The organism is Streptomyces sp. NPDC051909, assembly GCF_040681095.1.
Taxonomy (GTDB): Bacteria; Actinomycetota; Actinomycetes; order Streptomycetales; family Streptomycetaceae; genus Streptomyces.
On record NZ_JBFAYA010000016.1, the window covers coordinates 85,567 to 105,988 of the forward strand.

At 72.1% G+C, this 20,422-nt stretch carries 20 protein-coding genes and 1 pseudogene; 11 read left to right on the plus strand and 10 right to left on the minus strand.

From position 1 onward, the window contains the following. Positions 1 to 36: 36 nt before the first annotated feature. Positions 37 to 1,284, minus strand: a complete 1,248-nt coding sequence (locus tag AB0M18_RS24715) for a spermidine/putrescine ABC transporter substrate-binding protein (protein WP_365761539.1) — start codon at positions 1,282 to 1,284, stop codon at positions 37 to 39. A 55-nt stretch (positions 1,285 to 1,339) separates the two neighbouring features. Next, positions 1,340 to 2,854, minus strand: coding sequence for a gamma-aminobutyraldehyde dehydrogenase (locus tag AB0M18_RS24720; protein WP_365761541.1), 1,515 nt, complete (start codon positions 2,852 to 2,854; stop codon positions 1,340 to 1,342). Positions 2,855 to 3,030: 176 nt separating this feature from the next. Here AB0M18_RS24720 and AB0M18_RS24725 point away from each other — a divergent pair, with 176 nt between their 5' ends. Further along, positions 3,031 to 3,582 (plus strand): NADAR family protein, encoded by a 552-nt coding sequence (locus AB0M18_RS24725; protein WP_365761543.1) that lies wholly within the window; start codon positions 3,031 to 3,033, stop codon positions 3,580 to 3,582. A 101-nt stretch (positions 3,583 to 3,683) separates the two neighbouring features. On the opposite strand, the gene AB0M18_RS24730 is transcribed toward AB0M18_RS24725, so the two are convergent. Then, positions 3,684 to 4,304, minus strand: coding sequence for a DUF4190 domain-containing protein (locus tag AB0M18_RS24730; protein WP_365761545.1), 621 nt, complete (start codon positions 4,302 to 4,304; stop codon positions 3,684 to 3,686). A gap of 89 nt (positions 4,305 to 4,393) precedes the next feature. Here AB0M18_RS24730 and AB0M18_RS24735 point away from each other — a divergent pair, with 89 nt between their 5' ends. The 4 genes and pseudogenes from AB0M18_RS24735 to AB0M18_RS24750 form a co-directional block, all read left to right on the plus strand. Beyond that, positions 4,394 to 5,419 carry an adenosine deaminase gene (locus AB0M18_RS24735; RefSeq protein ID WP_365761547.1) on the plus strand — a complete coding sequence of 342 codons (1,026 nt, stop codon included), beginning with the start codon at positions 4,394 to 4,396 and terminating at the stop codon, positions 5,417 to 5,419. Positions 5,420 to 5,438: 19 nt separating this feature from the next. Further along, positions 5,439 to 6,128 (plus strand): glycerophosphodiester phosphodiesterase, encoded by a 690-nt coding sequence (locus AB0M18_RS24740; RefSeq protein ID WP_365761549.1) that lies wholly within the window; start codon positions 5,439 to 5,441, stop codon positions 6,126 to 6,128. Positions 6,129 to 6,139: 11 nt separating this feature from the next. Further along, positions 6,140 to 6,919 (plus strand): SAM-dependent methyltransferase, encoded by a 780-nt coding sequence (locus AB0M18_RS24745; protein ID WP_365761551.1) that lies wholly within the window; start codon positions 6,140 to 6,142, stop codon positions 6,917 to 6,919. Positions 6,920 to 6,937: 18 nt separating this feature from the next. Continuing rightward, a pseudogene (locus AB0M18_RS24750) lies at positions 6,938 to 7,119 on the plus strand (peptidase); the annotation flags it as partial. Here the strand turns inward: AB0M18_RS24750 and AB0M18_RS24755 are convergent. The 3 genes from AB0M18_RS24755 to AB0M18_RS24765 form a co-directional block, all read right to left on the minus strand. Next, positions 7,085 to 7,657: a hypothetical protein gene (locus AB0M18_RS24755; protein ID WP_365761553.1), complete on the minus strand. Its 573-nt coding sequence runs from the start codon at positions 7,655 to 7,657 to the stop codon at positions 7,085 to 7,087. The pseudogene AB0M18_RS24750 and the gene AB0M18_RS24755 sit on opposite strands and share 35 nt — an antisense overlap. Before the next feature lie 31 nt (positions 7,658 to 7,688). Continuing rightward, positions 7,689 to 8,225, minus strand: a complete 537-nt coding sequence (locus tag AB0M18_RS24760) for an HXXEE domain-containing protein (RefSeq protein WP_365761555.1) — start codon at positions 8,223 to 8,225, stop codon at positions 7,689 to 7,691. A 147-nt stretch (positions 8,226 to 8,372) separates the two neighbouring features. After that, entirely contained in the window at positions 8,373 to 9,809 is a 1,437-nt protein-coding gene (locus AB0M18_RS24765) for a gamma-aminobutyraldehyde dehydrogenase (RefSeq protein ID WP_365761557.1), read from the minus strand. A gap of 190 nt (positions 9,810 to 9,999) precedes the next feature. Here AB0M18_RS24765 and AB0M18_RS24770 point away from each other — a divergent pair, with 190 nt between their 5' ends. The 5 genes from AB0M18_RS24770 (at position 10,000) to AB0M18_RS24790 (ending at position 15,113) form a co-directional block, all read left to right on the plus strand. Continuing rightward, positions 10,000 to 10,506 (plus strand): Lrp/AsnC family transcriptional regulator, encoded by a 507-nt coding sequence (locus tag AB0M18_RS24770; protein WP_365761559.1) that lies wholly within the window; start codon positions 10,000 to 10,002, stop codon positions 10,504 to 10,506. After that, positions 10,491 to 11,870: an aspartate aminotransferase family protein gene (locus AB0M18_RS24775; RefSeq protein WP_365761561.1), complete on the plus strand. Its 1,380-nt coding sequence runs from the start codon at positions 10,491 to 10,493 to the stop codon at positions 11,868 to 11,870. The genes AB0M18_RS24770 and AB0M18_RS24775 overlap by 16 nt, the downstream gene beginning before the upstream one ends. A gap of 210 nt (positions 11,871 to 12,080) precedes the next feature. Beyond that, positions 12,081 to 12,812: an ATP-binding cassette domain-containing protein gene (locus tag AB0M18_RS24780; RefSeq protein ID WP_365761563.1), complete on the plus strand. Its 732-nt coding sequence runs from the start codon at positions 12,081 to 12,083 to the stop codon at positions 12,810 to 12,812. Then, positions 12,794 to 13,882, plus strand: coding sequence for a hypothetical protein (locus AB0M18_RS24785; protein WP_365761565.1), 1,089 nt, complete (start codon positions 12,794 to 12,796; stop codon positions 13,880 to 13,882). Before AB0M18_RS24780 ends, AB0M18_RS24785 begins: the two co-directional genes overlap by 19 nt. 94 nt (positions 13,883 to 13,976) lie before the next feature. After that, positions 13,977 to 15,113, plus strand: coding sequence for an LOG family protein (locus AB0M18_RS24790; RefSeq protein WP_365761567.1), 1,137 nt, complete (start codon positions 13,977 to 13,979; stop codon positions 15,111 to 15,113). Here the strand turns inward: AB0M18_RS24790 and AB0M18_RS24795 are convergent. Then, a complete protein-coding gene (locus AB0M18_RS24795; protein ID WP_365761569.1) occupies positions 15,080 to 15,502 on the minus strand; it encodes a hypothetical protein in 423 nt (140 codons plus the stop codon). The genes AB0M18_RS24790 and AB0M18_RS24795 overlap by 34 nt on opposite strands. Before the next feature lie 65 nt (positions 15,503 to 15,567). Here AB0M18_RS24795 and AB0M18_RS24800 point away from each other — a divergent pair, with 65 nt between their 5' ends. Continuing rightward, the gene (locus tag AB0M18_RS24800; protein WP_365761571.1) at positions 15,568 to 16,575 is read left to right on the plus strand and encodes a hypothetical protein; all 1,008 of its coding nucleotides are present in this window, start codon (positions 15,568 to 15,570) and stop codon (positions 16,573 to 16,575) included. Here the strand turns inward: AB0M18_RS24800 and AB0M18_RS24805 are convergent. The 3 genes from AB0M18_RS24805 to AB0M18_RS24815 are packed head-to-tail and all read right to left on the minus strand — an operon-like array spanning position 16,572 to position 20,364. Then, the gene (locus AB0M18_RS24805) at positions 16,572 to 17,600 is read right to left on the minus strand and encodes an ABC transporter ATP-binding protein (RefSeq protein WP_365761573.1); all 1,029 of its coding nucleotides are present in this window, start codon (positions 17,598 to 17,600) and stop codon (positions 16,572 to 16,574) included. The genes AB0M18_RS24800 and AB0M18_RS24805 overlap by 4 nt on opposite strands. Then, a complete protein-coding gene (locus AB0M18_RS24810; protein WP_365761575.1) occupies positions 17,600 to 19,213 on the minus strand; it encodes an iron ABC transporter permease in 1,614 nt (537 codons plus the stop codon). Before AB0M18_RS24810 ends, AB0M18_RS24805 begins: the two co-directional genes overlap by 1 nt. Before the next feature lie 53 nt (positions 19,214 to 19,266). Next, a complete protein-coding gene (locus tag AB0M18_RS24815; protein WP_365761577.1) occupies positions 19,267 to 20,364 on the minus strand; it encodes a thiamine ABC transporter substrate-binding protein in 1,098 nt (365 codons plus the stop codon). Between the last annotated feature and the right edge of the window lie 58 nt (positions 20,365 to 20,422).

Genomic DNA, 20,422 nt, shown 5'->3' on the forward strand with positions numbered 1-20,422 from the left:
TGTCCCGGGTTCGTGAAGGGGAGGGCGGACGGCCGGTCAGGCGCCGATGAGCTTGGCGAACTTCTCCTCGTACGCCGTCTCCTCGGCGCTGCTGAGCGAGCGGAAGGCGTGCGACTTCGCGGCCATCGCCTTGTCCGGGAGGATCAGGGTGTTGCTCGCGAGCTCGGGGTCGATCTTGGCGAGCTCGTCCTTCACGCCGTCGACCGGGCACACGTAGTTGATGTACGCGGCGAGCTGGGCGGCCACCGGGAGCTCGTAGTAGTAGTCGATGAGCTTCTCGGCGTTCGTCTTGTGCCGGGCGTTCGCCGGGACCAGCAGGTTGTCGCTGGAAGTGATGTAGCCGGCGGACGGGATGGCGAAGCGGATGTCCGGGTTGTCGGCCTGGAGCTGGATGACGTCGCCGGCCCAGGCGAGACAGGCCGCGAGGTCGCCCTTGTCGAGGTCCGAGGTGTAGTCGTTGCCGGTGAAGCGCCGGATCTGCTTCTTGTCGACGCCCTTCTGGAGGCGCCCGATCGCCGCGTCGTAGTCGGCGTCGGTGAACTTCCCCGGGTCCTTGCCCATGTCGAGCAGGGTCATGCCGACCGAGTCGCGCATCTCGGTGAGGAAGCCGACCCGGCCCTTGAGGGCGGGGTCGTCGAGGAGCTGGGTGACGGAGTCGACCTTCTTCCCGCCGGTCGCCTTCACGTTGTAGGCGATGACGGTGGAGATGCCGGTCCAGGGGTACGAGTAGGAGCGGCCCGGGTCCCAGTCGGGGCGGCGGAACTGCGACGACAGGTTGGCGTAGGCGTTCGGCAGGTGCGCCGGGTCCAGCTTCTGCGCCCAGCCGAGCCGGATGATCCGGGCGGCCAGCCAGTCGGTCACGCAGATCAGGTCGCGGCCGGTGTCCTGGCCGGCCGCGAGCTGCGGCTTGATCTTGCCGAAGAACTCGACGTTGTCGTTGATGTCCTCGGTGTACTTGACCTTGATCCCGGTCCGTTTGGCGAACGCCTCCAGCGTGGGGCGGGACTTCTCGTCCTCGCTGACGTCCATGTACTCGGTCCAGTTGGAGAAGGCGACGGTCTTCTCCTTGGCCGAGACGTCGATCGAGGCCGGCCCCTGGCCGTCCCGCTTGGCCGGCGGGATGCCGCAGGCGCTCAGCCCGGCGAGTCCGCCGAGGGTGAGCGCGCCGACGCCGCCCGCACGCAGCATCGAACGGCGGCTGAGGGCGCCCCGGCCGCTGGTGAGGCTGCGCCGTATGGCCGCCGTCTGCGCGGCCGACAGGCTGTCGGACTGGTACTGCTCCATGCGCTGTGCCCTTCCGGGTGGGTGTGGGTGTGCCGCTGGTCGGACGGCGCTGTTGCTATCGGTCCCCGAAGATCGTGCGGTGCCAGTCCTTCGCGGCGACCGCCGTGTTGTCGAACATCACGTGCTTCACCTGCGTGTACTCCTCGAAGGAGTACGCCGACATGTCCTTTCCGAAGCCCGAGGCCTTGTAGCCGCCGTGGGGCATCTCGCTGATGATCGGGATGTGGTCGTTGACCCAGACGCAGCCGGCCTTGATCTCGCGGGTCGCCCGGTTCGCCCGGAAGACGTCGCGGCTCCAGGCGGAGGCGGCGAGGCCGTAGGGGGTGTCGTTGGCGAGCCGGATGCCCTCGTCGTCGCCGTCGAAGGGCAGGGCCACCAGGACCGGCCCGAAGATCTCCGACTGCACGACCTCGCTGTCCTGCGGGGCGCCGGTGATCAGGGTGGGTCGGTAGTATGCGCCACTCTTCAGCTCGCCACCAGGGGCTTCGCCGCCGGTGACGACGGTCGCGTACGCCCGGGCCCGCTCCACGAAGCCGGCCACCCGGTCGCGCTGGGCGTGGCTGACGAGCGGCCCGAGGTCGGTCGACGGGTCGAAGGGGTCCCCGAGGCGCACCGTCTCCATCAGCTCGGCGACCCGGGCGACGAAGGCGTCGAACAGCGGCCGCTGGACGTACGCGCGGGTGGCTGCGGTGCAGTCCTGGCCGCTGTTGATCAGGGAGGCGGCGACGGCGCCGTGCGCGGCGGCCTCCAGGTCGGCGTCGTCGAAGACGAGGAACGGGGCCTTGCCGCCCAGCTCCAGGTGGAGCCGCTTGACGGTGGACGTGGCGATCTCCGCGACCCGCTTCCCGACGCCGGTGGAGCCGGTGAAGGAGGTCATGGCGACCCCGGGGTGTCCGACCAGGTGCTCGCCGGCGACCCGCCCGGCGCCGTTGACGATGTTGATCACACCGTCGGGAAGGCCGGCCTCGGTGGCCGCCTGGGCGAACATCAGCGAGGTCAGCGGGGTCAGCTCGGCCGGCTTGAGCACGACGGTGTTGCCGGCGGCGACGGCCGGCAGGATCTTCCAGGCGGCCATCTGCAGCGGATAGTTCCACGGGGCGATGGAGCCGACGACGCCGATCGCCTCGCGCCGTACGTACGAGGTGTGGTCGCCGGAGTACTCGCCGGCCGACTGGCCCTGGAGGTGCCGGGCGGCGCCCGCGAAGAAGGCGGTGTTGTCCACGGTGCCGGGCACGTCGAACTCGCGGGTGAGCTTGATGGGCTTGCCGCACTGGAGGGACTCCACCCGGGCGAACTCCTCGGCCCGCTCGGCGAGGACCCCGGCGAAGCGGTGCAGCGCGTCGGAGCGCTCGCCCGGGGTGGCGCCCGCCCAGCCCGGGAAGGCCTCGGTCGCGGCGGCCACCGCCGCGTCGACGTCGTCGGCCGAGGCGAGGGTGTACGTGAGGACGTTCTCGCCCGTCGCCGGGTCGACGACGCTGTGGTCCCGGTCCGAGGTTCCGGGGCGGAGCCGCCCGCCGATGTACTGCGCGCCGTCCGCGAAGCGGTCCGACACCTGGAAGCGGTTGCCCATGACGCTCTCCGTTGTTCCAGCTCGAGTTGAGTGCCGATCCTGGCAGAGGGCATCCCGTCCAACAAGTGATTCCGTTGTTGCCTTTTGGTTACGCGACGGATTCGGTCGATCAATGTGTCGAGGACGGCGGGAAAATGCCGTACGGACTGTCCGTGGCAACTGGAACAGTGGCCTGCATGAACGAACCGATCGCTCTCGACTCATTGAAACAGCAGGTCAGAAGCGGACAGCGGGTGAAGTGGCTGCACTTCTGGGGACACCGCCCGCACCCCTCCGGGCGTCTGTCGGCGAGCTGTCTGAGCCAGTGGTGGCCGGCGCCCTTCGTGGTGGACGGCGTGCGCTACGCGACCGCCGAGCACTGGATGATGGCGCACAAGGCGCGCCTGTTCGACGACCCGGAGGCGGAGCGGGCGGCCCTCGCCGCGGCCTCGCCGGCGCAGGCGAAGAAGGCCGGCCGGCTGGTGCGCGGCTTCGACGAGGAGGTCTGGCGGCGCGAGCGCTTCGGCATCGTCGTGGCGGGCAGCGTCCACAAGTTCGGCTCCGACGAGGCCCTGAAGGCCTTCCTGCTCGGCACCGGCACCCGGGTCCTGGTGGAGGCGAGCCCGGTGGACCGGATCTGGGGCATCGGTCTGGCGGCGGACGATCCGGCCGCCATGGCCCCGGACCGGTGGCGCGGTGAGAACCTGCTGGGCTTCGCCCTGATGGAGGCGCGCGAGCGGCTGCGGTGAGCGGGGCCGGCGACGGGCCCGGGGTCCGGGTCCGGGACCGGGACCGGAGACGACGACGGGGGCCGCGCGAGCGGCCCCCGTCCCAGGTCACGCGTAAGGCGCTAGAAGCGCTCCTCGACGACGAGCGAGGTGTCCCAGGGGTCCTTGCCGCTGTCCTCCCACTCGTCGGCGTTGGCGATGATCCAGCCGTAGAAGACGGCCATCACGATGCCGAGCACGATGCCGATGGCACCGAGGACGATGCCCGCGGTGGCCTGGCCGCTGTTGGTGGCCTCACCGCGCGACACCCGCTTCTTGCCGATGATGCCGAAGATCAGGGCGAGGACGCCGAGGAGCAGGCTGGGCAGCCCGTAGAAGCAGAAGATGGCCACGGCGATGATGCCGACGACCATGCCGGCCGTGCCGAGGCCGTTGGACGGGGCCTGGCCCCAGCCCGGCGGCTGACCGCCGTAACCCGCTCCGTAACCGGGGTACGGGGTGGGCGCCGACGCCGGCGGGTAGCCGTACCCGGGCGTGCCGGCCGCGGGCGTGGGCGTCGGTGTCGCGGTCGGGTACCCGAAGCCGCCCCCCGGCGCGGCGGGCGGCGGAGGCAGCTCGGCGCCCGGCATCGAGGCCATGGTCGGCTGGTCGTGGACCGTGGGCGGCGTGGGCTTGCTCAGCTCGACGCCGTCCTGGTTCGGCGGCGCCCACGGGTCCGCCGGCTGGTCTCTGTTCTCGGACATGTGCCTCCCCCATCGTGGTCACGCCATGCTACGACCTCCCCCGTCCGGGGGAACGCCCCGGTGTCCGGCCCCCGGCCTACGATGACCGGATGACCGACCTTCACGCCTTCATCGCGGGGCTGCCCAAGGCCGAGCTGCACGTCCACCACGTCGGCTCCGCCTCGCCCCGCATCGTCTCCGAGCTGGCGGCCCGTCACCCGGACTCCAAGGTTCCGACCGATCCCGAGGCCCTGACGGACTACTTCACGTTCACCGACTTCGCCCACTTCATCGAGGTCTATCTCTCCGTCGTGGACCTGGTCCGCACCCCGGAGGACGTGCGGCTGCTCACCTACGAGGTGGCCCGGGACATGGCCCGGCAGAACATCCGCTACGCGGAGCTGACCATCACCCCGTTCAGCTCGACCCGTCGCGGCATCGACGAGCGCGCCTTCATGGCCGCCATCGAGGACGCCCGGCTCGCGGCCGAGAAGGAGCTCGGCGTGGTGCTGCGCTGGTGCTTCGACATCCCCGGCGAGGCGGGTCTGGAGGCGGCCGAGGAGACGGCGCGGCTCGCCGTCGAGCTGCGGCCCGAGGGTCTGGTCTCGTTCGGTCTGGGCGGACCGGAGATCGGTGTGCCGCGCCCGCAGTTCAAGCCGTACTTCGACCGGGCGCGGGCGGCCGGGCTGCGGTCCGTGCCGCACGCCGGCGAGACCACCGGCCCGGAGACGGTCTGGGACGCGCTGAACGAGCTGGGCGCCGAGCGCATCGGCCACGGCACCAGCTCCGTCAAGGACCCGGAGCTGCTCAAGTACCTGGCGGAGCACCGGATCGCGCTGGAGGTGTGCCCCACCTCGAACATCGCGACCCGCGCCGTGGAGCGCCTGGAGGACCACCCGATCAGGCAGATGGTCGAGGCCGGGGTGCTCGTCACGATTAACAGCGACGACCCGCCGATGTTCGGCACGGACCTCAACAACGAGTACGCGGTGGCGGCCCGGCTGCTCGATCTGGACGAGCGCGGTCTCGCGGCGCTCGCGAAGAACGCGGTGGAGGCCTCCTTCCTCGACGAGGCAGGCAAGGCGCGGCTCACCGAGGAGATCGACACGTACACGGAGCGCTGGCTGTCGGCCTGACGCCCGGGAGAATGGGGCCATGAACCCCGTCACTGTCGTAGGCCACCGCGGCGACCCGTACCGCGTCCGCGAGAACACCGTCCCCTCGATCGTCTCGGCGTTCGAGCGGGGCGCGGACGCGGTGGAGGTCGACGTCCGGCTGACCGCGGACGGCGTCCCGGTCCTGCTGCACGACGACACCCTGAAGCGGCTGTGGGGGTTCGACCGGCCGCTGTCCGCGGTGCCCCTGGCCGAGCTGCGGGAGCTCACCGAGGACGGGGTGCCGACGCTGCGCGAGGCGCTGATCGCGGCGGGCCCGCACCGGCTGATGCTGGACCTGCCCGGCGGGAACACCGCCTCGGTGCGGACGATCGTCGACACGGTGCGCGAGTGCGGCGCGGGCGAGCGCGTCTACTACTGCGCGGGCGGCACGGCCATGCTCGACGTGCGGGCCGCCGACCCGGGCGCGGAGATCGCACTGACCTGGAACTCGCTGGCGCCGCCGCGCCCGGTGCTGCTCGACGCGGTGCGCCCGAGGTGGCTCAACTACCGCTTCGGCCTTGCGAGTCGGCAGCTGGTCGAGCGGGTGCACCGGGCCGGGCTGCTTGTCTCGGTGTGGACCCCCGACACGAAGCGGAACTTGCGTAAGCTGATCGGGAACGGGGTCGATTCGATCACGACCAATCGGGTCGACGCGCTGGCCGCCGTCTTGCGAAAGGGCCGTGGATGAACGAGCCGTCGATGAACGACAGGATCCGCACCGACATCGCGCACAACGCGCGCGTGTGGAACTACTGGCTCGGCGGCAAGGACAACTACCCGGTGGACCGGGCGGTCGGCGACCGGGTGACCGCCCTCCATCCCGGTATCGGCGCGGTCGCCCGCGCGGACCGCGCGTTCCTGGGCCGGGCGGTGACCCAGCTGACCGCCGAGGCCGGCATCCGCCAGTTCCTGGACATCGGCACCGGACTGCCGACCGCCGACAACACCCACGAGGTCGCCCAGCGGATCGCGCCGGACTCCCGGATCGTCTACGTCGACAACGACCCGATCGTCCTCACCCACGCCCGCGCGCTGCTCACCGGGACCCCGGAGGGCGCCACGGAGTACGTGGACGCGGACGCCCGGGACCCCGAGCGGATCCTCGCGGCGGCCGCCGGCACGCTCGACCTCACCCGCCCGGTCGCGGTGCTGATACTGGGCATCCTCAACTTCGTCCTGGACCTCGACGAGGCACGCGCGGTGGTCCGGACCCTCATGGCCGCGGTGCCGTCCGGGAGTTACCTGGTCGTCACCCATCCGACGTACGACCCCGAGGTGGGCGGCGAGGCCAACGTGGCGGCCATGGAGTTCTGGAACGCCAACGCCACCCCGCCGATCACCGCCCGCAGCCGCGCCGAGTTCGCCTCCTTCCTCGACGGCCTCGACGTCCTGGAGCCGGGCATCGTGTCCTGCGCCCGCTGGCGGGCGCCGGAGGCGGCGGACGTGGCCCAGTACGGCGCGGTGGCCCGCAAGCCCTGAGGCCCTCCAGGGCCAGCCGGCGGGCGCGAGGTGTGGGGCAGGACCGGTGGCCGCTGGGGCTGCGACGCGGCCATCGCCTCGACCGCCACGGCGAGCGGACCCCGGTCTACAGCGTCAACTCGACCGACGCCAAGGGCCAGGACATGAACAAGGTGGCGATGGCTCTCATGCCGGCGACGTACGGGCTGCCGTCGGCGTGACCGGCTCCGGGGCTTCGAGGGCCTCCAGGGCTTGGAGGGCTTCGAGGCGCTTGATGAGGCGGCGGACGGCGAGCAGCGGCAGGATGCCGAAGACCCCGAAGGACATGTCGATCACCGACCACCAGAAGGGGATGTCGCGGACCGGCCCGCAGATCAGGGCGAGCGGGATGATGCCGACGCAGGCGATCATGCCGAACTCGATGACCCAGATGTTGCGGACCGGGTCGCGGTAGGGCCCGTAGAAGGCGACGGCGATGACAAGGTGGGCGAAGGCCAGCCAGTCGGTGCCGTAGAGGAGGTACGGGGCCTGGGCATCGGCCCCCTCCACGCCGGTCCGCACCCGGGATATCCACTCGGCGAGGCCGGGGAAGACGTCGGCGACCGGGGCGGCCCAGCCGTCCAGGGCCCCGTCGACCAGGCGGAGTTCGGTGACCAGCGGGAACGCGGTGGCCCCGCTGAGCACCAGACAGACGATGAAGACGACCAGCCAGACGCGGATGCGCTTGAGGAGGGCTCTGGGCCCGTTCGTGTCGCTCATGGAAGGCAGCGTACGCCTCTCATGAACGCGTTCAAAAACGGGCCCCCCGAGTGAGCCGGCGCGCCACCGCGTGCGAGACGACGGTGGCCCCGCCCGCGAGCGCGAGTCCGACCACCACGTCCCGGCCCCGGGTGGGCCGCAGCACCCCGGCGCGGCGCAGCCGGCCGCGCGCCCAGAGGGTGAAGGGGATGACGAGCAGCGGCGAGGTGACCGAGCCGGGAGTCACCCCGCGGACGGCGGCGGCCTGCGCGAGATGCACCAGGCCGTGCAGGCCGAAGCCGTTCAACGCGCCCTGATAGAAGGCGGACCGCCCGCCCGTGCGGTGTCCGGCGACGGCGGCGGAGCCGACGATCGCGGCCATCACGCCGACGGCGGCCCGGAATTCACGGTCGTCGACCGAACCGAGCGCCTTCCACACCGCCTCCGGCGCACCCGGGAAGCGCTCTCGGAGCAGCGGCAGGTTCTCCCGCATCCAGCGCGGCCCGTACACCACCTCCTCGGTGTCGTGCAGCGCCCAGGCGGCGAACAGTCCATAGGTGACGGCTGAGTCGATCCCCGTATCGGTCATGCGTACGGCTTATCACGCGCGCGTGGATCAGGACTCCCGGATCGCGCGGAGCAGCGCCGCCCCGTCGGGCGCGGCCGCCACCGACGGGCGCGGCCCCGGCGCCCTGTCGGTCAGGGTGCCGGGGCCGCGTCGCGGGGCCGGGAAGGGTCAGCCGAGCGAGGTCATCACGTGCTTGATGCGCGTGTAGTCCTCGAAGCCGTACGCCGAGAGGTCCTTGCCGTAGCCGGACTTCTTGAAGCCGCCGTGGGGCATCTCGGCGACCAGCGGGATGTGGGTGTTGATCCACACGCAGCCGAAGTCGAGCGCCTTGGACATGCGCATCGCGCGGGAGTGGTCCTTCGTCCAGACCGAGGACGCCAGGGCGTACTGGACGCCGTTGGCGAAGTCGAGGGCCTGGGCCTCGTCGGTGAAGGACTGGACCGTGATGACGGGGCCGAAGACCTCGTTCTGGATGATCTCGTCGTCCTGCTTGAGGCCGGAGACGACGGTCGGGGCGTAGAAGTAGCCCTTGTCGCCGACCCGGTGGCCGCCGGCCTCGACCTTGGCGTGCGCCGGGAGGCGGTCGATGAAGCCGGAGACCTGCTTCAGCTGGTTGGCGTTGTTGAGCGGGCCGTAGAGCACGTCCTCGTCGTCCGGCTGACCCGTCTTCGTCTCGGCGGCGGCCTTGGCGAGGGCGGCGACGAACTCGTCGTGGATGGACTCGTGCACGAGCACGCGGGTGGCGGCGGTGCAGTCCTGGCCGGCGTTGAAGAAGCCGGCGACGGAGATGTCCTCGACGGCCTTCTCGATGTCGGTGTCCTCGAAGACGACGACCGGGGCCTTGCCGCCGAGCTCCAGGTGGACGCGCTTGACGTCCTTGGACGCCGACTCGGCGACCTGCATGCCGGCCCGGACCGAGCCGGTGATGGAGGCCATCGCCGGGGTCGGGTGCTCGACCATGGCGCGGCCGGTCTCGCGGTCGCCGCAGATGACGTTGAAGACGCCCTTGGGGACGATCTGGCCGATGATCTCGGCCATCAGGACGGTCGACGCCGGGGTGGTGTCCGAGGGCTTCAGGACGACCGTGTTGCCCGCGGCGAGCGCCGGGGCGAACTTCCACACGGCCATCATCATCGGGTAGTTCCACGGCGCGACCTGGGCACAGACGCCCACCGGCTCGCGGCGGACGATCGAGGTCATGCCCTCCATGTACTCGCCGGCCGAGCGGCCCTCCAGGAGCCGGGCGGCACCCGCGAAGAAGCGGATCTGGTCCACCATCGGCGGGATCTCCTCGCTCGCGGTGAGGGCGACCGGCTTGCCGGTGTTCTCGACCTCGGCGGCGATCAGGTCCTCGGCGCGCTCCTCGAAGGCGTCCGCGATCTTCAGGAGGACCTTCTGGCGCTCGGCGGGCGTGGTGTCGCGCCAGGCGGGGAAGGCGGCCGCGGCGGCCTCCATCGCGGCGTCGACGTCGGCCTGGCCCGACAGCGGGGAGGTGGCGTACACCTCGCCGGTGGCCGGGTTGATCACGTCGATCGTGCGGCCGTCGGCCGCGTCCCGGAACTCCCCGTTGATGTAGTTGCGCAGCCGGCGCAGCTCGGTGGTCACTTGCCACCCCTCCTGTCACGTTCTGTCTCCGCACTCCGTCGTGCGGCGTCCCGATGTGCGAGACACCTCAGCCTAGTCGGTCCACTGACGCTTTCAACAGGCCCGACCCTCGCCAACTTCGGATTCAGTGTGATCGAGAGCCTTGAACAACGAATTTCATCGCTTCGGGGTTGCGAGAACGACAGGTTCGGTGCACAGTGAAGTCGTGGCCAGTCGAAGCACAGACTCCAGAACCGGAAGCGGTTCGTCCCCGACGATCGACGCCGTCTCCCTGGCGATCATCGAACAGCTCCAGCAGGACGGGCGCCGTCCCTATGCCGCCATCGGCAAGGCCGTCGGCCTGTCCGAGGCGGCCGTACGGCAGCGCGTCCAGAAGCTGCTCGACCAGGGCGTCATGCAGATCGTCGCCGTCACCGACCCGCTCACCGTGGGATTCCGGCGCCAGGCGATGGTCGGCATCAACGTCGAGGGTGACCTGGATCCGGTTGCGGACGCGCTGACGGCCATGGCCGAGTGCGAGTACGTGGTGATGACCGCGGGCTCCTTCGACCTCATGGTGGAGGTCGTCTGCGAGGACGACGACCACCTCCTGGATGTGATCAACAAGCGCATCCGCACCCTCCCCGGGGTGCGCTCCACCGAGAGCTTCGTCTACCTGAAGCTCAAGAAGCAGACCTATATGTGGGGAACCCGATAGCCGTGAGCAAGGACCTCTCGAAGACCGCCTACGACCACCTGTGGATGCACTTCACCCGCATGTCGTCGTACGAGCACAGCCCCGTCCCCACCATCGTCCGCGGTGAGGGCACCTACATCTACGACGACAAGGGCAGGAAGTACCTCGACGGCCTCGCCGGCCTGTTCGTGGTCCAGGCCGGTCACGGCCGCACCGAGCTCGCCGAGACGGCCCGCAAGCAGGCCGAGGAGCTCGCCTTCTTCCCGGTGTGGTCCTACGCCCACCCCAAGGCCGTCGAGCTCGCCGAGCGCCTCGCCAACGAGGCCCCCGGCGACCTGAACAAGGTGTTCTTCACCACCGGCGGCGGCGAGGCCGTCGAGACCGCCTGGAAGCTCGCCAAGCAGTACTTCAAGCTGGTCGGCAAGCCCACCAAGTACAAGGTCATCTCGCGTGCGGTCGCCTACCACGGCACCCCGCAGGGCGCCCTGTCCATCACCGGTCTGCCCGGTCTGAAGGCCCCCTTCGAGCCGCTGGTGCCCGGCGCCCACAAGGTGCCGAACACCAACATCTACCGCGCCCCGATCTTCGGCGACGACCCGGAGGCCTTCGGCCGCTGGGCCGCCGACCAGATCGAGCAGCAGATCCTCTTCGAGGGCCCCGACACCGTCGCGGCCGTCTTCCTGGAGCCGGTGCAGAACGCCGGCGGCTGCTTCCCGCCGCCGCCCGGGTACTTCCAGCGGGTCCGCGAGATCTGCGACCAGTACGACGTGCTGCTCGTCTCCGACGAGGTCATCTGCGCCTTCGGCCGCCTCGGCACCACCTTCGCCTGCGACAAGTTCGGCTACGTGCCGGACATGATCACCTGCGCGAAGGGCATGACCTCGGGCTACTCCCCGATCGGCGCGTGCATCGTCTCCGACCGCCTGGCCGAGCCGTTCTACAAGGGTGACAACACCTTCCTGCACGGCTACACCTTCGGCGGCCACCCGGTGTCCGCCGCCGTCGGCCTCGCCAACCTCGACATCTTCGAGAAGGAGAAGCTGAACCAGCACGTCCTCGACAACGAGGGCAACTTCCTCTCCACGCTGCAGAAGCTGCACGACCTGCCGATCGTCGGCGACGTCCGCGGCAACGGCTTCTTCTACGGCATCGAGCTGGTCAAGGACAAGGCCACCAAGGAGTCGTTCAACGACGAGGAGACCGAGCGCGTCCTGTACGGCTTCCTCTCCAAGGCGCTCTTCGACAACGGCCTGTACTGCCGTGCCGACGACCGCGGCGACCCGGTCATCCAGCTGGCTCCGCCGCTGATCTCGGACCAGTCCACGTTCGACGAGATCGAGCAGATCCTCCGCGCCACCCTCACCGAGGCGTGGACCAAGCTCTGACGGTCCCGCAGCATCACACCGCCCTCACGGTGTGCCCCCGGCCCGGGCATGCCGCCATCCGAGTGGATGGCGGCGGCCCGGGCCGCGTGCTGTCCGTACAAGCGGATCTGAATCCTTACGGTGCCGAGTGACCCACGTGACCCACAGGCCCGTCTCCTCGTTCCCCCGTACGGGGGAACTCACGACAGATCCGACATCGAGGTGTACGCGATGGTGGCCCCACCGGACAACGACGTGCTCTGGGCGCGTTCCCTGCGCTGCGCCCTGGGCGGCTCGGACGTGCTGACCGGAGTGTCCGTCGGCGCGCGCGAAGGCGAGATCCTCGCCGTCACCGGACCCCGCGGCAGCGGCAAGACCACCCTGCTGCGCTGCCTGTCCGGCCAGACCGTCGCCCAGGAGGGCGAGGTCTGGTTCAACAGCGCCCCCGTGCACACCATGAGCCGGGCCCAGCGCGAACGGCTGCGGCGCGAGCGCTTCGGCTGGATCGACCCCGAGCCCGGGCTCGTCCCCGAACTCACCGGCTGGGAGAACGCCGCCCTGCCGCTGCTGCTCCGCGGCGTGTCCCACCGGGCCGCCCGCACCGCCGCCGTCGAGTGGCTGGAGCGGCTCGACACCGGCGCCGCCGCCAGGCAGCGCCCGCACGCCCTCACCCAGTCGCAGCGCCAGCGGATCGCGATCGCCCGCGCCCTGGTCACCACCCCCTCGGTGCTGTTCGCCGACGAGCCGACCGCGACCCTGCACCGCGCCGACGGCGCTCAGGTGCTGCGCACGCTGACCGCCGCGGCCCGCTCGCACGGCATCACCGTGCTGCTCGCCAGCGGCGACCCCGAGGTCGCCGCGCTCGCCGACCGCACGGTCGCGCTCCTCGACGGGCGCCGCGTCGGCGCCGTACCGCCGGCCACCGGGGCGGAGGGCGTCACCGCGTGCTCGCTCTCCGTCTAGTCCGCGGAACCCACCCCGTCGTGCAGCTGCGCCGCCTGCTCGTCGCCGCGGCCGCCGCCGGGGTGGGCTTCCTGCTCCTGTGCACCCTCGGCTACGCCGTCGGCCACCCCCGGGACTCCTCCGCCGCCGTGCTGCGCCTGCTGTGGTGCGCGCTGCCGCTCGCCGCGACGGTGCAGTTCGCGGTCGCGGTGGCCCGCACCGACCCCAGCATCCGGCCGCGCCCCGGCCTGTCCGCGATCGGCCTCGGCCCGGCCCGGCTCACCGCGATCGCCGCGACCTCCACCGCCGTCGCCTGCACCCTCGGCTCGGCCGTCGCCCTGCTCTTCTATCTGCATCTGCGCGGCGACATCACCGGTCTGCCCTTCGACGGCGCCGCCGCAGAGCTGCTCGCCGCCGACCAGCCCCTCCCGCTCGCCGCGGCCCTCACCCTCCTCGCCGTCGTCCCGGTGGCGGGCGCCACCGCGGCCGGCCTCGCGCTGCGCCCGCGGAAGGCCGCGGAGACCCCCGCCGTACGGTCCGCGACCGCGGGCCTGCCCTGGGGCGTGGCCCTGCTCGCCGTGGGCCTGGCCGTCGAGACGTACGCGGCCCGCGGCGACGGCGGCGGGGTCCTGGCCGGCTGGGTGCTCACCGCGGTCGGCCTGGCGATGGCCGGCCCCGGCATCACCCACGGCTGCGGCCGCCTGCTCCAGCTGGTCCGCCCCGGCGCCGTACGCCTGCTCGCCGGCCGCGTTCTCATGGACGAGGCCCGCCGCATCGGCCGCCCGCTGGGCGTGGTCTCCGCGGTCGGCTCCGGCGCGGTCGCCGGCTACGCGCTGTACGGCGGCGAGCTCGGCCCGCTGTCCTGGCTCGGCGTGACCGTGGTCGTCGGCTGCACCACCGCGACGCTGCTCTCCGCCGCCCTGGAGTCCAAGCAGGCCCGCACCCACACCACCGAGGCCCTCCTCCGCCTCGGCGCCCCACCCACGGTCCTGCGCACCACGGCGCTGCTGCGGGCGGGCGTGCTGCTCGCGGTGTTCGTGCCGCTGACGTGGGCGGTGGGGGCGCTGGCGGCGGTGCCGTTGCGGGGCTGAGGCCTGAGGCCCCCTGCGGGGCCCGAGGGATCGGGGGCCTAGGCCGCGCCCCGCCGGACAGGCCCGGCGGCGGCCCCCGGCCTATCGTGGGCCCATGACCCAGCCCCTGGGGAGGCCGGCCCGGCCGCGCGGGCACGAGCGGGAGATCCACTCCCTCGACGAGTTCGACGCGGCGCTCGGCGCACGCGGCTCGCTGCGCGGGCACCGGATCCAGTCGGTGGACCTCACCGACCGCACGTTCGCGCTGCTCGCCGAGTCGACGGCCGACGCCGTGTTCCTGGGCTGCGCGATGGCGCCGGAGGCGGCGGCGAAGGTGCGGGCCGACGGGGCGCTGGTGTTCCCGCCCGTGCCGGACCTGCCGTTCGACCCGTACCGGGCCCGGCTCTACTCCCCCGACGAGCTCTACGAGGGCATCGCGGGCCGGCCGTACGAGGAGACCCCGGACGCCCGCTCGTACGCCTGGTTCCGGCGGACCCGCGGGGACGGCGACATCTTCTCCTCGATGCTGCGCTCGCTCCACGACGACGCGATCTCGGACGCCCTCGACGAGGCGCTGGCCGGCGCGCGGGTGGTGGGCGTGATGGGCGGGCACGCGATGGGCCGGGGCAGCGCGGAGTACGCGGGCGCGGCCCGGCTGGGCCGCTCGCTGACCCGGGCGGGCCTGACGGTGGCGACGGGCGGCGGCCCCGGCGCCATGGAGGCGGCGAACCTCGGCGCCTACGCCGCCCCGCTGCCCGACCCGGTCCTCGGCGAGGCCCTGGAACTCCTGGCGAAGGCCCCGTCCTTCACGCCGTCGGTCACCGACTGGGCGCGGGCCGCCTTCGAGGTACGGGCCCGGTGGCCGCGCGGCGGCGACTCGGCCGGCATCCCGACCTGGTTCTACGGCCACGAGCCGCCGAACGCCTTCGCGTCGCGGATCGGCAAGTACTTCGCCAACGCGACCCGCGAGGACGGGCTGCTCGCCCGCTCGACGGCGGGCGTGGTGTTCCTGCCGGGCGCGGCCGGCACGGTCCAGGAGATCTTCGACAACGCGACCCCGAACTACTACGCCTCCCACGGCGCCCCGACCCCGATGGTCCTGGTGAACCGCGCCCACTGGACCGACCGCCTGCCGGCCTGGCCGCTCCTCACGGCCCTCGCCGAGGGCCGCGCGATGGCGGCGCGGGTCGCGCTCGTCGACTCGATCGACGAGGCGCCTCAGGCGCTTGAACGGCTGGCCGCCGCCGCGTAGTCGGTCCCGTAGCGGGTCGCGTCCATGATCGGCCCGGCGAGCGCCCACCCGTCGAGTTCGGTGTCCCGTTCCGGGACGTCCTGCCCGAGGACGCCCTGCGCGGCCCGGAGGAGACGGCACGCCGTCCCCGGCTCGTACAGGTTGAGATGGTGCTGGTCGGGCATCCGGATCACGGTGCCCGATTCGAACCGGTCGTTCGAGATGACGCCGGTCCCGGTCGGCGCGAACACGATCGCGAGCCGCGGCCGTTCCCGGCGCGACCGGTCCGCGGACCAGAACGCGAGCGTCAGCCGGCAGTCCTCGTAGGCGGGCCGCGCCCGCTGCCGCACGGTCCACAGCCAGGGCGTCCCGTCCACGACGAGGGTGCGCAGGCGTCGGTCGTTCTTCACGGGCGACAAGGTAACAGGGGGAATTCGGTTGGCCGGAGGAACGGCGGCGGGCACAATCCCGGGCGATGGATGTGTTCGTGTGCGCCGGGTGCGGCGCGGAACTGACGGTGCCGCTGGCGCGGGTCCCGCTTCCGGTCGAGGCCCATTTCTCCTACGGGCACGGTGTGATGCCGCAGCTGATGGCGCCGGGCACCTATGCCGTGGATCCGGAACCGTCGGGGCCGCCGTTCCGGCCCTGGGAGGAGATCGGGGAGGCGGAGGCGGCGGCCCGCGGGCTGTTCGCGCCGGTCTATCCGCTGTCCTTCGGGGCGCGGGACCGGATCGTCGTGGCGCCGGGCGACGTCCGCGGGACGCGGCTGATCCCGGAGCACTCGGGCAACTCCTGTCTCGGCATGTGCGTGGGCGACCAGCCCAGCATGGCCTGCACGGCCTGCGGGCTGCTCGTGGCCTCGCGGGTGGACGACTGCGGTCTGTGGCAGGCGGTGTGGATCGAGCCCAACGCGGTACGCCGGGTGGCCACCGGACTTCCCGTCCCTGCCCGGGAGTTGGAGCCGCTGGCGCCGATCGATCCGCTCGGCGGCTGGAGCGACGCGTGGCAGGCCGCGACCGGAACGGCCCTGGCCGATCTCCTCGTCGCCTCGGGGGGCGCTCCGCTCGCCCTGCCCGACGGCCTGCTCTCCGAGGTGTTCGGGGCACCGCTGGACACCCTGCTGCCACCCGGGCCACCGCCGAAGCGCGTGGGCCTGGCCGGTCCCGGGCGGCCCGGCGGCGGTCTGGACATCGCCCTCGTCCCGTACGACCGAGTCACCGGCGAGCCCTGGCGTCCGGCGGGCGGCGCCGTGCCCGTACCGCTGCCCGACGGCGTGTGGGCGTATCTCGCGCTGCCCGGCGAGACCTGGCCGCTTCCGGCGTCGGGCACCCTGCCGGACGGCGTGCTCCGCGACGACTACCCGCTGCCGGACCACCCCTGGTACGTCTTCCGGCCGGACCACCATGCCTTCCGCGCCACCCTCGCCCGGCGGCCCGAGGTTCGCGAGCCGTGGCTGCGCGCCCTGTTCGACCGGGGGTTCTAGGGCGCGTCCTCCTCAAGGACCACCACGTCCTCCGCCCGGAACTCCACGTCCACCTCCGCGCCCTCCGTCGGCGCGTCCCGCAGCGCGAACTCCGCCTCCAGGGGCGGGCCTTCGGCCGGGCGGAGGGTGACGGCGACGTGGTCGCCGCGGAAGGTGCGGGAGACCACCCGGCAGGCGAGCCCCTCGCCGGGGGCGGTGAGGCGGACGCCGGCGGGACGGACCAGGAGGCGGCGCTCACCCTGGGGGGAGCCGTCCGGGACGGGGATCTTGCCCCAGGGGGTGTCCGCGGCGGCGCCGCTCACCGTGGCCGGGACGACGTTGTCGAAGCCGAGGAAGCGGGCGACGAACTCGGAGGCGGGGTGTCGCCAGACGTCGACGGGCGTGCCGGTCTGGGCGATCCGGCCCTCGTTCATGACGACGACCCGGTCGGCGAGGGCGAAGGCCTCGCCCTGGTCGTGGGTGACGGCGAGCACCGTCGTCCCCAACCGGGCGAACAGCGCGCGGAGTTCGACGACGAGCCGTTCCCGCAGTCCGCGGTCGAGCTGCCCGAGCGGCTCGTCCAGCATCAGCAGGCGGGGCCGCGGCGCGAGCGCCCGGGCCAGCGCGACGCGCTGCTGCTCGCCGCCGGACAGCGCGGACACGGCCCGCCGTCCGGCCCCGGGCAGTCCGACGAGATCGAGCAACTCGGCGACCCGTGCGCCCTGTTCGCCCTTGGGCACGCCGTGCATGCGCAGCCCGAAGGCGACGTTCCCGGCGACGTCCCGCTGTGGGAACAGCTGGTGGTCCTGGAACATCAGGCCGACCCCGCGCCGGTGCACCGGCACTCCTGCCTGGTCGGCGCCGCCGAGCAGCACCCGGCCCGCGTCCAGCGGCTGGAGCCCGGCGACCGCCCGCAGCAGTGTCGACTTGCCGCTGCCGCTGGGACCCAGGACGCAGACGATCTCGTGCTCGGCGACCTCCAGGTCCACCGCGTCGAGCACGACCCGGTCCCCGAACCGTACGGTCGCGCCGGTCAGCGAAAGCATCAGAACTCCCCCGAGGTCCGGTCGGAGCGCAGCCGTTCCAGGAGCAGCAGGGACACCGCGCACACCACCATCAGAATCGTCGAAAGGGCCATCGCCTGGCCGTAGTTGAGCTCACCGGGCCGGCCGAGCAGCCGCGCCACGGCGACCGGCAGGGTCGGGTTGTCGGGCCGTGCGATGAACACGGTCGCCCCGAACTCGCCGAGTGACACCGCGAACGCGAACCCGGCGGCGATCAGCAGCGCCCGCCGCACCATCGGCAGGTCGACCTCCCGCCAGGCCCGCCACGGCGACGCCCCGAGCACCGCCGCCGCCTCCCGCAGCCGCTCGTCCACGGCCCGCAGCACCGGCAGCATGGTCCGCACCACGAACGGCACCCCGACGAGCGCCTGCGCCAGCGGTACGAGGATCCAGGCGGCCCGCAGGTCGAGCGGCGGCTCGTCGAGGGTGATGAGGAATCCGAAGCCGACCGTCACCGCGGACACCCCGAGCGGCAGCATCAGCAGCGCGTCGAAGCCGCGCACCAGCCGCCCCGCCCGCCGGGTGAGCGCCGCCGCGGCGAGCCCGCCGATGACGACGGCGATGCCGGTCGCGGCAAGGGCGTACTGCAGCGAGTTCACGATCGTGTCGGTCAGCGGCACGAGGAAGGTGCCGCCCTCGTCGACGTGTCCGAGGGCCCGGTAGTAGTCCAGGCCGTAGCCGTCGGAGGTGGCGAGGGAGCGCTCCACGAGCACGCCGAGCGGGGCGAGGATCAGCAGCGCCACGGACAGCAGGACGCCGCCGAGCAGCGCCCACTGGCCCGCGCCCTGGGGCGGGCGGGCGGTGCGCTCCGCCGGGACGAGGCGCAGCGCCGTCTCCCGGCGCCGTACCACGCGCGCGTGCACCGCGAGGATGGCGCCGACGGCGACGAACTGCACCATGGTGAGCACGGCGGCCGTGGACAGCTGGAGCCGGTCGGCGGTCTGCCGGTAGATCTCGGTCTCCAGGGTGGAGTACGCGGGGCCGCCGAGGATCTGCACGATGCCGAAGGAGCTCGCGGTGAACAGGAACACCATGAGCGCGGCGGCGGCGACCGACGGCCCGAGCGCGGGCAGCGTCACCGTCCGCCAGGCCCGCCACCGGGACGCGCCGAGGACCCGGGCGGCCTCCTCCTGGCGCGGGTCGAGCTGCGACCAGAGGCCGCCGACGGTCCGGACGACGACCGCGTAGTTGAAGAAGACATGGGCGAGCAGGATCGCCCACACCCCGGTGTCGAGCCGCAGCCCCCACCAGTCGTCGAGCAGCCCGCGCCGCCCGACCAGGGCCAGGAACGCCGTGCCGACCATCACCGTCGGCAGCACGAACGGCACCGTGACCACGGCCCGCAGCACCCGCTTGCCGGGGAAGTCGAACCGCGCGAAGACATACGCGCCGGGCAGCGCGACAAGGAGGGTGAGCGCCGTGGAGGCGAGCGCCTGCCACAGCGTGAACCACAGGACGTCGAGGATCTCCGGCCGGCTCAGCGTCTCGCCGAACCGCCCGAGCTCCCACCGCCTGTCCGGCCTGAGCCCGCGCTCCACGATGGAGACGACGGGCCAGGCGAAGAACACGGCGAAGAACACGACGGGCAGGACCATCAGTCCGAGCCGCGTCGCGCTCCCCGCCGCGCTCCCCGAGCGCCTGATGCGGGCTACTTCAGGACGAGCGAGGTCCACTGCTGGATCCACTGGTCACGGTTGTCGGCGATCTTCTTAGGCTCCATCGTCTCGGGCTTGTCGATCACCACACCGTGCTTGGTGAACAGCTCCGGGAGCGTCGCGTCGCTCGTCACCGGGTTGACGAACATCTGCAGCGGCATGTCGTCCTGGAACTTCTTCGAGATGAGGAAGTCGATCAGCTTCTTGCCGCCCTCGGGGTTCTTCGCCCCGTTCAGCAGGCCCGCGAACTCGGTCTGGCGGAAGCAGGTGCCGGTGGACACGCCGGTCGGCGCGACCTTCGGCTGGGGCTCCGCGTACAGCACCTCGACCGGCGGGGAGGAGGCGTACGACACGACGAGCGGGCGGTCGCCCTTGGCCTTCTTGCCGCCGGCCGAGCCGGAGAACTCCTGGTTGTAGGCGAGCTCCCAGCTGTCGACGGTCTTCACACCGTTGGCCTTGAGCTTCTTCCAGTAGTCCTGCCAGCCCTCGTCCCCGTACTTCGCGGCCGTGCCGAGCAGGAAGCCGAGGCCCGGGGAGGACCGCTCCGGGTTCTCCGTGACGAGCAGGTCCTTGTACTGCGGCTTCGCCAGGTCGTCGAAGGTCTGCGGCGGCGCCAGCTTCCTGTCCGCGAAGTACTGCTTGTCGTAGTTGACGCAGATGTCGCCGGAGTCGATCGGCGTGACCCGGTGCTGCTCCTTGTCGAGCTGGAGCGACGCCGGGATCCGGTCCAGGCCCTGGGCCTCGTACGGCACGAAGATGCCGTTGTCGAGGGTGCGGGACAGCAGCGTGTTGTCCACGCCGAAGAAGACGTCGCCCTGCGGGGAGCCCTTGGTCAGGATCTCCTTGTTGACGGCCTCGCCGGCGTCGCCGCTCTTGAGCACCTTGACCGTGAGACCGGTCTGCCTGGTGAACTCCGCGAGCACCTCCTTGGAGGCGTTGAAGGAGTCGTGGCTGACGAGGGTCACGGTCTTCGGCATGGGCTGGTCGGTCTTGCCGGCCGCCTCCCGCACGTCGTCCGTGCCGCACGCGGCGAGGGTCGAGACGCCGAGCGCCGCGACGAGCGCGGCGGCGGCCGCCTTCCTGATGTTCACGTGAATGTCCTCCTGGGTGTGACCAGAAGGAGACGCGGCCCTGCCCGCGTCCGGGGAG

Excerpts from the sequence above, each read along its gene's own strand:
- AB0M18_RS24715 (WP_365761539.1), bottom strand. The coding sequence starts at position 1,284 with ATGGAGCAGTACCAGTCCGACAGCCTGTCGGCCGCGCAGACGGCGGCC.
- AB0M18_RS24720 (WP_365761541.1), bottom strand. The coding sequence starts at position 2,854 with ATGGGCAACCGCTTCCAGGTGTCGGACCGCTTCGCGGACGGCGCGCAG.
- AB0M18_RS24725 (WP_365761543.1), top strand. The coding sequence starts at position 3,031 with ATGAACGAACCGATCGCTCTCGACTCATTGAAACAGCAGGTCAGAAGC.
- AB0M18_RS24730 (WP_365761545.1), bottom strand. The coding sequence starts at position 4,304 with ATGTCCGAGAACAGAGACCAGCCGGCGGACCCGTGGGCGCCGCCGAAC.
- AB0M18_RS24735 (WP_365761547.1), top strand. The coding sequence starts at position 4,394 with ATGACCGACCTTCACGCCTTCATCGCGGGGCTGCCCAAGGCCGAGCTG.
- AB0M18_RS24740 (WP_365761549.1), top strand. The coding sequence starts at position 5,439 with ATGAACCCCGTCACTGTCGTAGGCCACCGCGGCGACCCGTACCGCGTC.
- AB0M18_RS24745 (WP_365761551.1), top strand. The coding sequence starts at position 6,140 with ATGAACGACAGGATCCGCACCGACATCGCGCACAACGCGCGCGTGTGG.
- AB0M18_RS24755 (WP_365761553.1), bottom strand. The coding sequence starts at position 7,657 with ATGAGCGACACGAACGGGCCCAGAGCCCTCCTCAAGCGCATCCGCGTC.
- AB0M18_RS24760 (WP_365761555.1), bottom strand. The coding sequence starts at position 8,225 with ATGACCGATACGGGGATCGACTCAGCCGTCACCTATGGACTGTTCGCC.
- AB0M18_RS24780 (WP_365761563.1), top strand. The coding sequence starts at position 12,081 with ATGGTGGCCCCACCGGACAACGACGTGCTCTGGGCGCGTTCCCTGCGC.
- AB0M18_RS24790 (WP_365761567.1), top strand. The coding sequence starts at position 13,977 with ATGACCCAGCCCCTGGGGAGGCCGGCCCGGCCGCGCGGGCACGAGCGG.
- AB0M18_RS24800 (WP_365761571.1), top strand. The coding sequence starts at position 15,568 with ATGGATGTGTTCGTGTGCGCCGGGTGCGGCGCGGAACTGACGGTGCCG.
- AB0M18_RS24805 (WP_365761573.1), bottom strand. The coding sequence starts at position 17,600 with ATGCTTTCGCTGACCGGCGCGACCGTACGGTTCGGGGACCGGGTCGTG.
- AB0M18_RS24810 (WP_365761575.1), bottom strand. The coding sequence starts at position 19,213 with ATGGTCCTGCCCGTCGTGTTCTTCGCCGTGTTCTTCGCCTGGCCCGTC.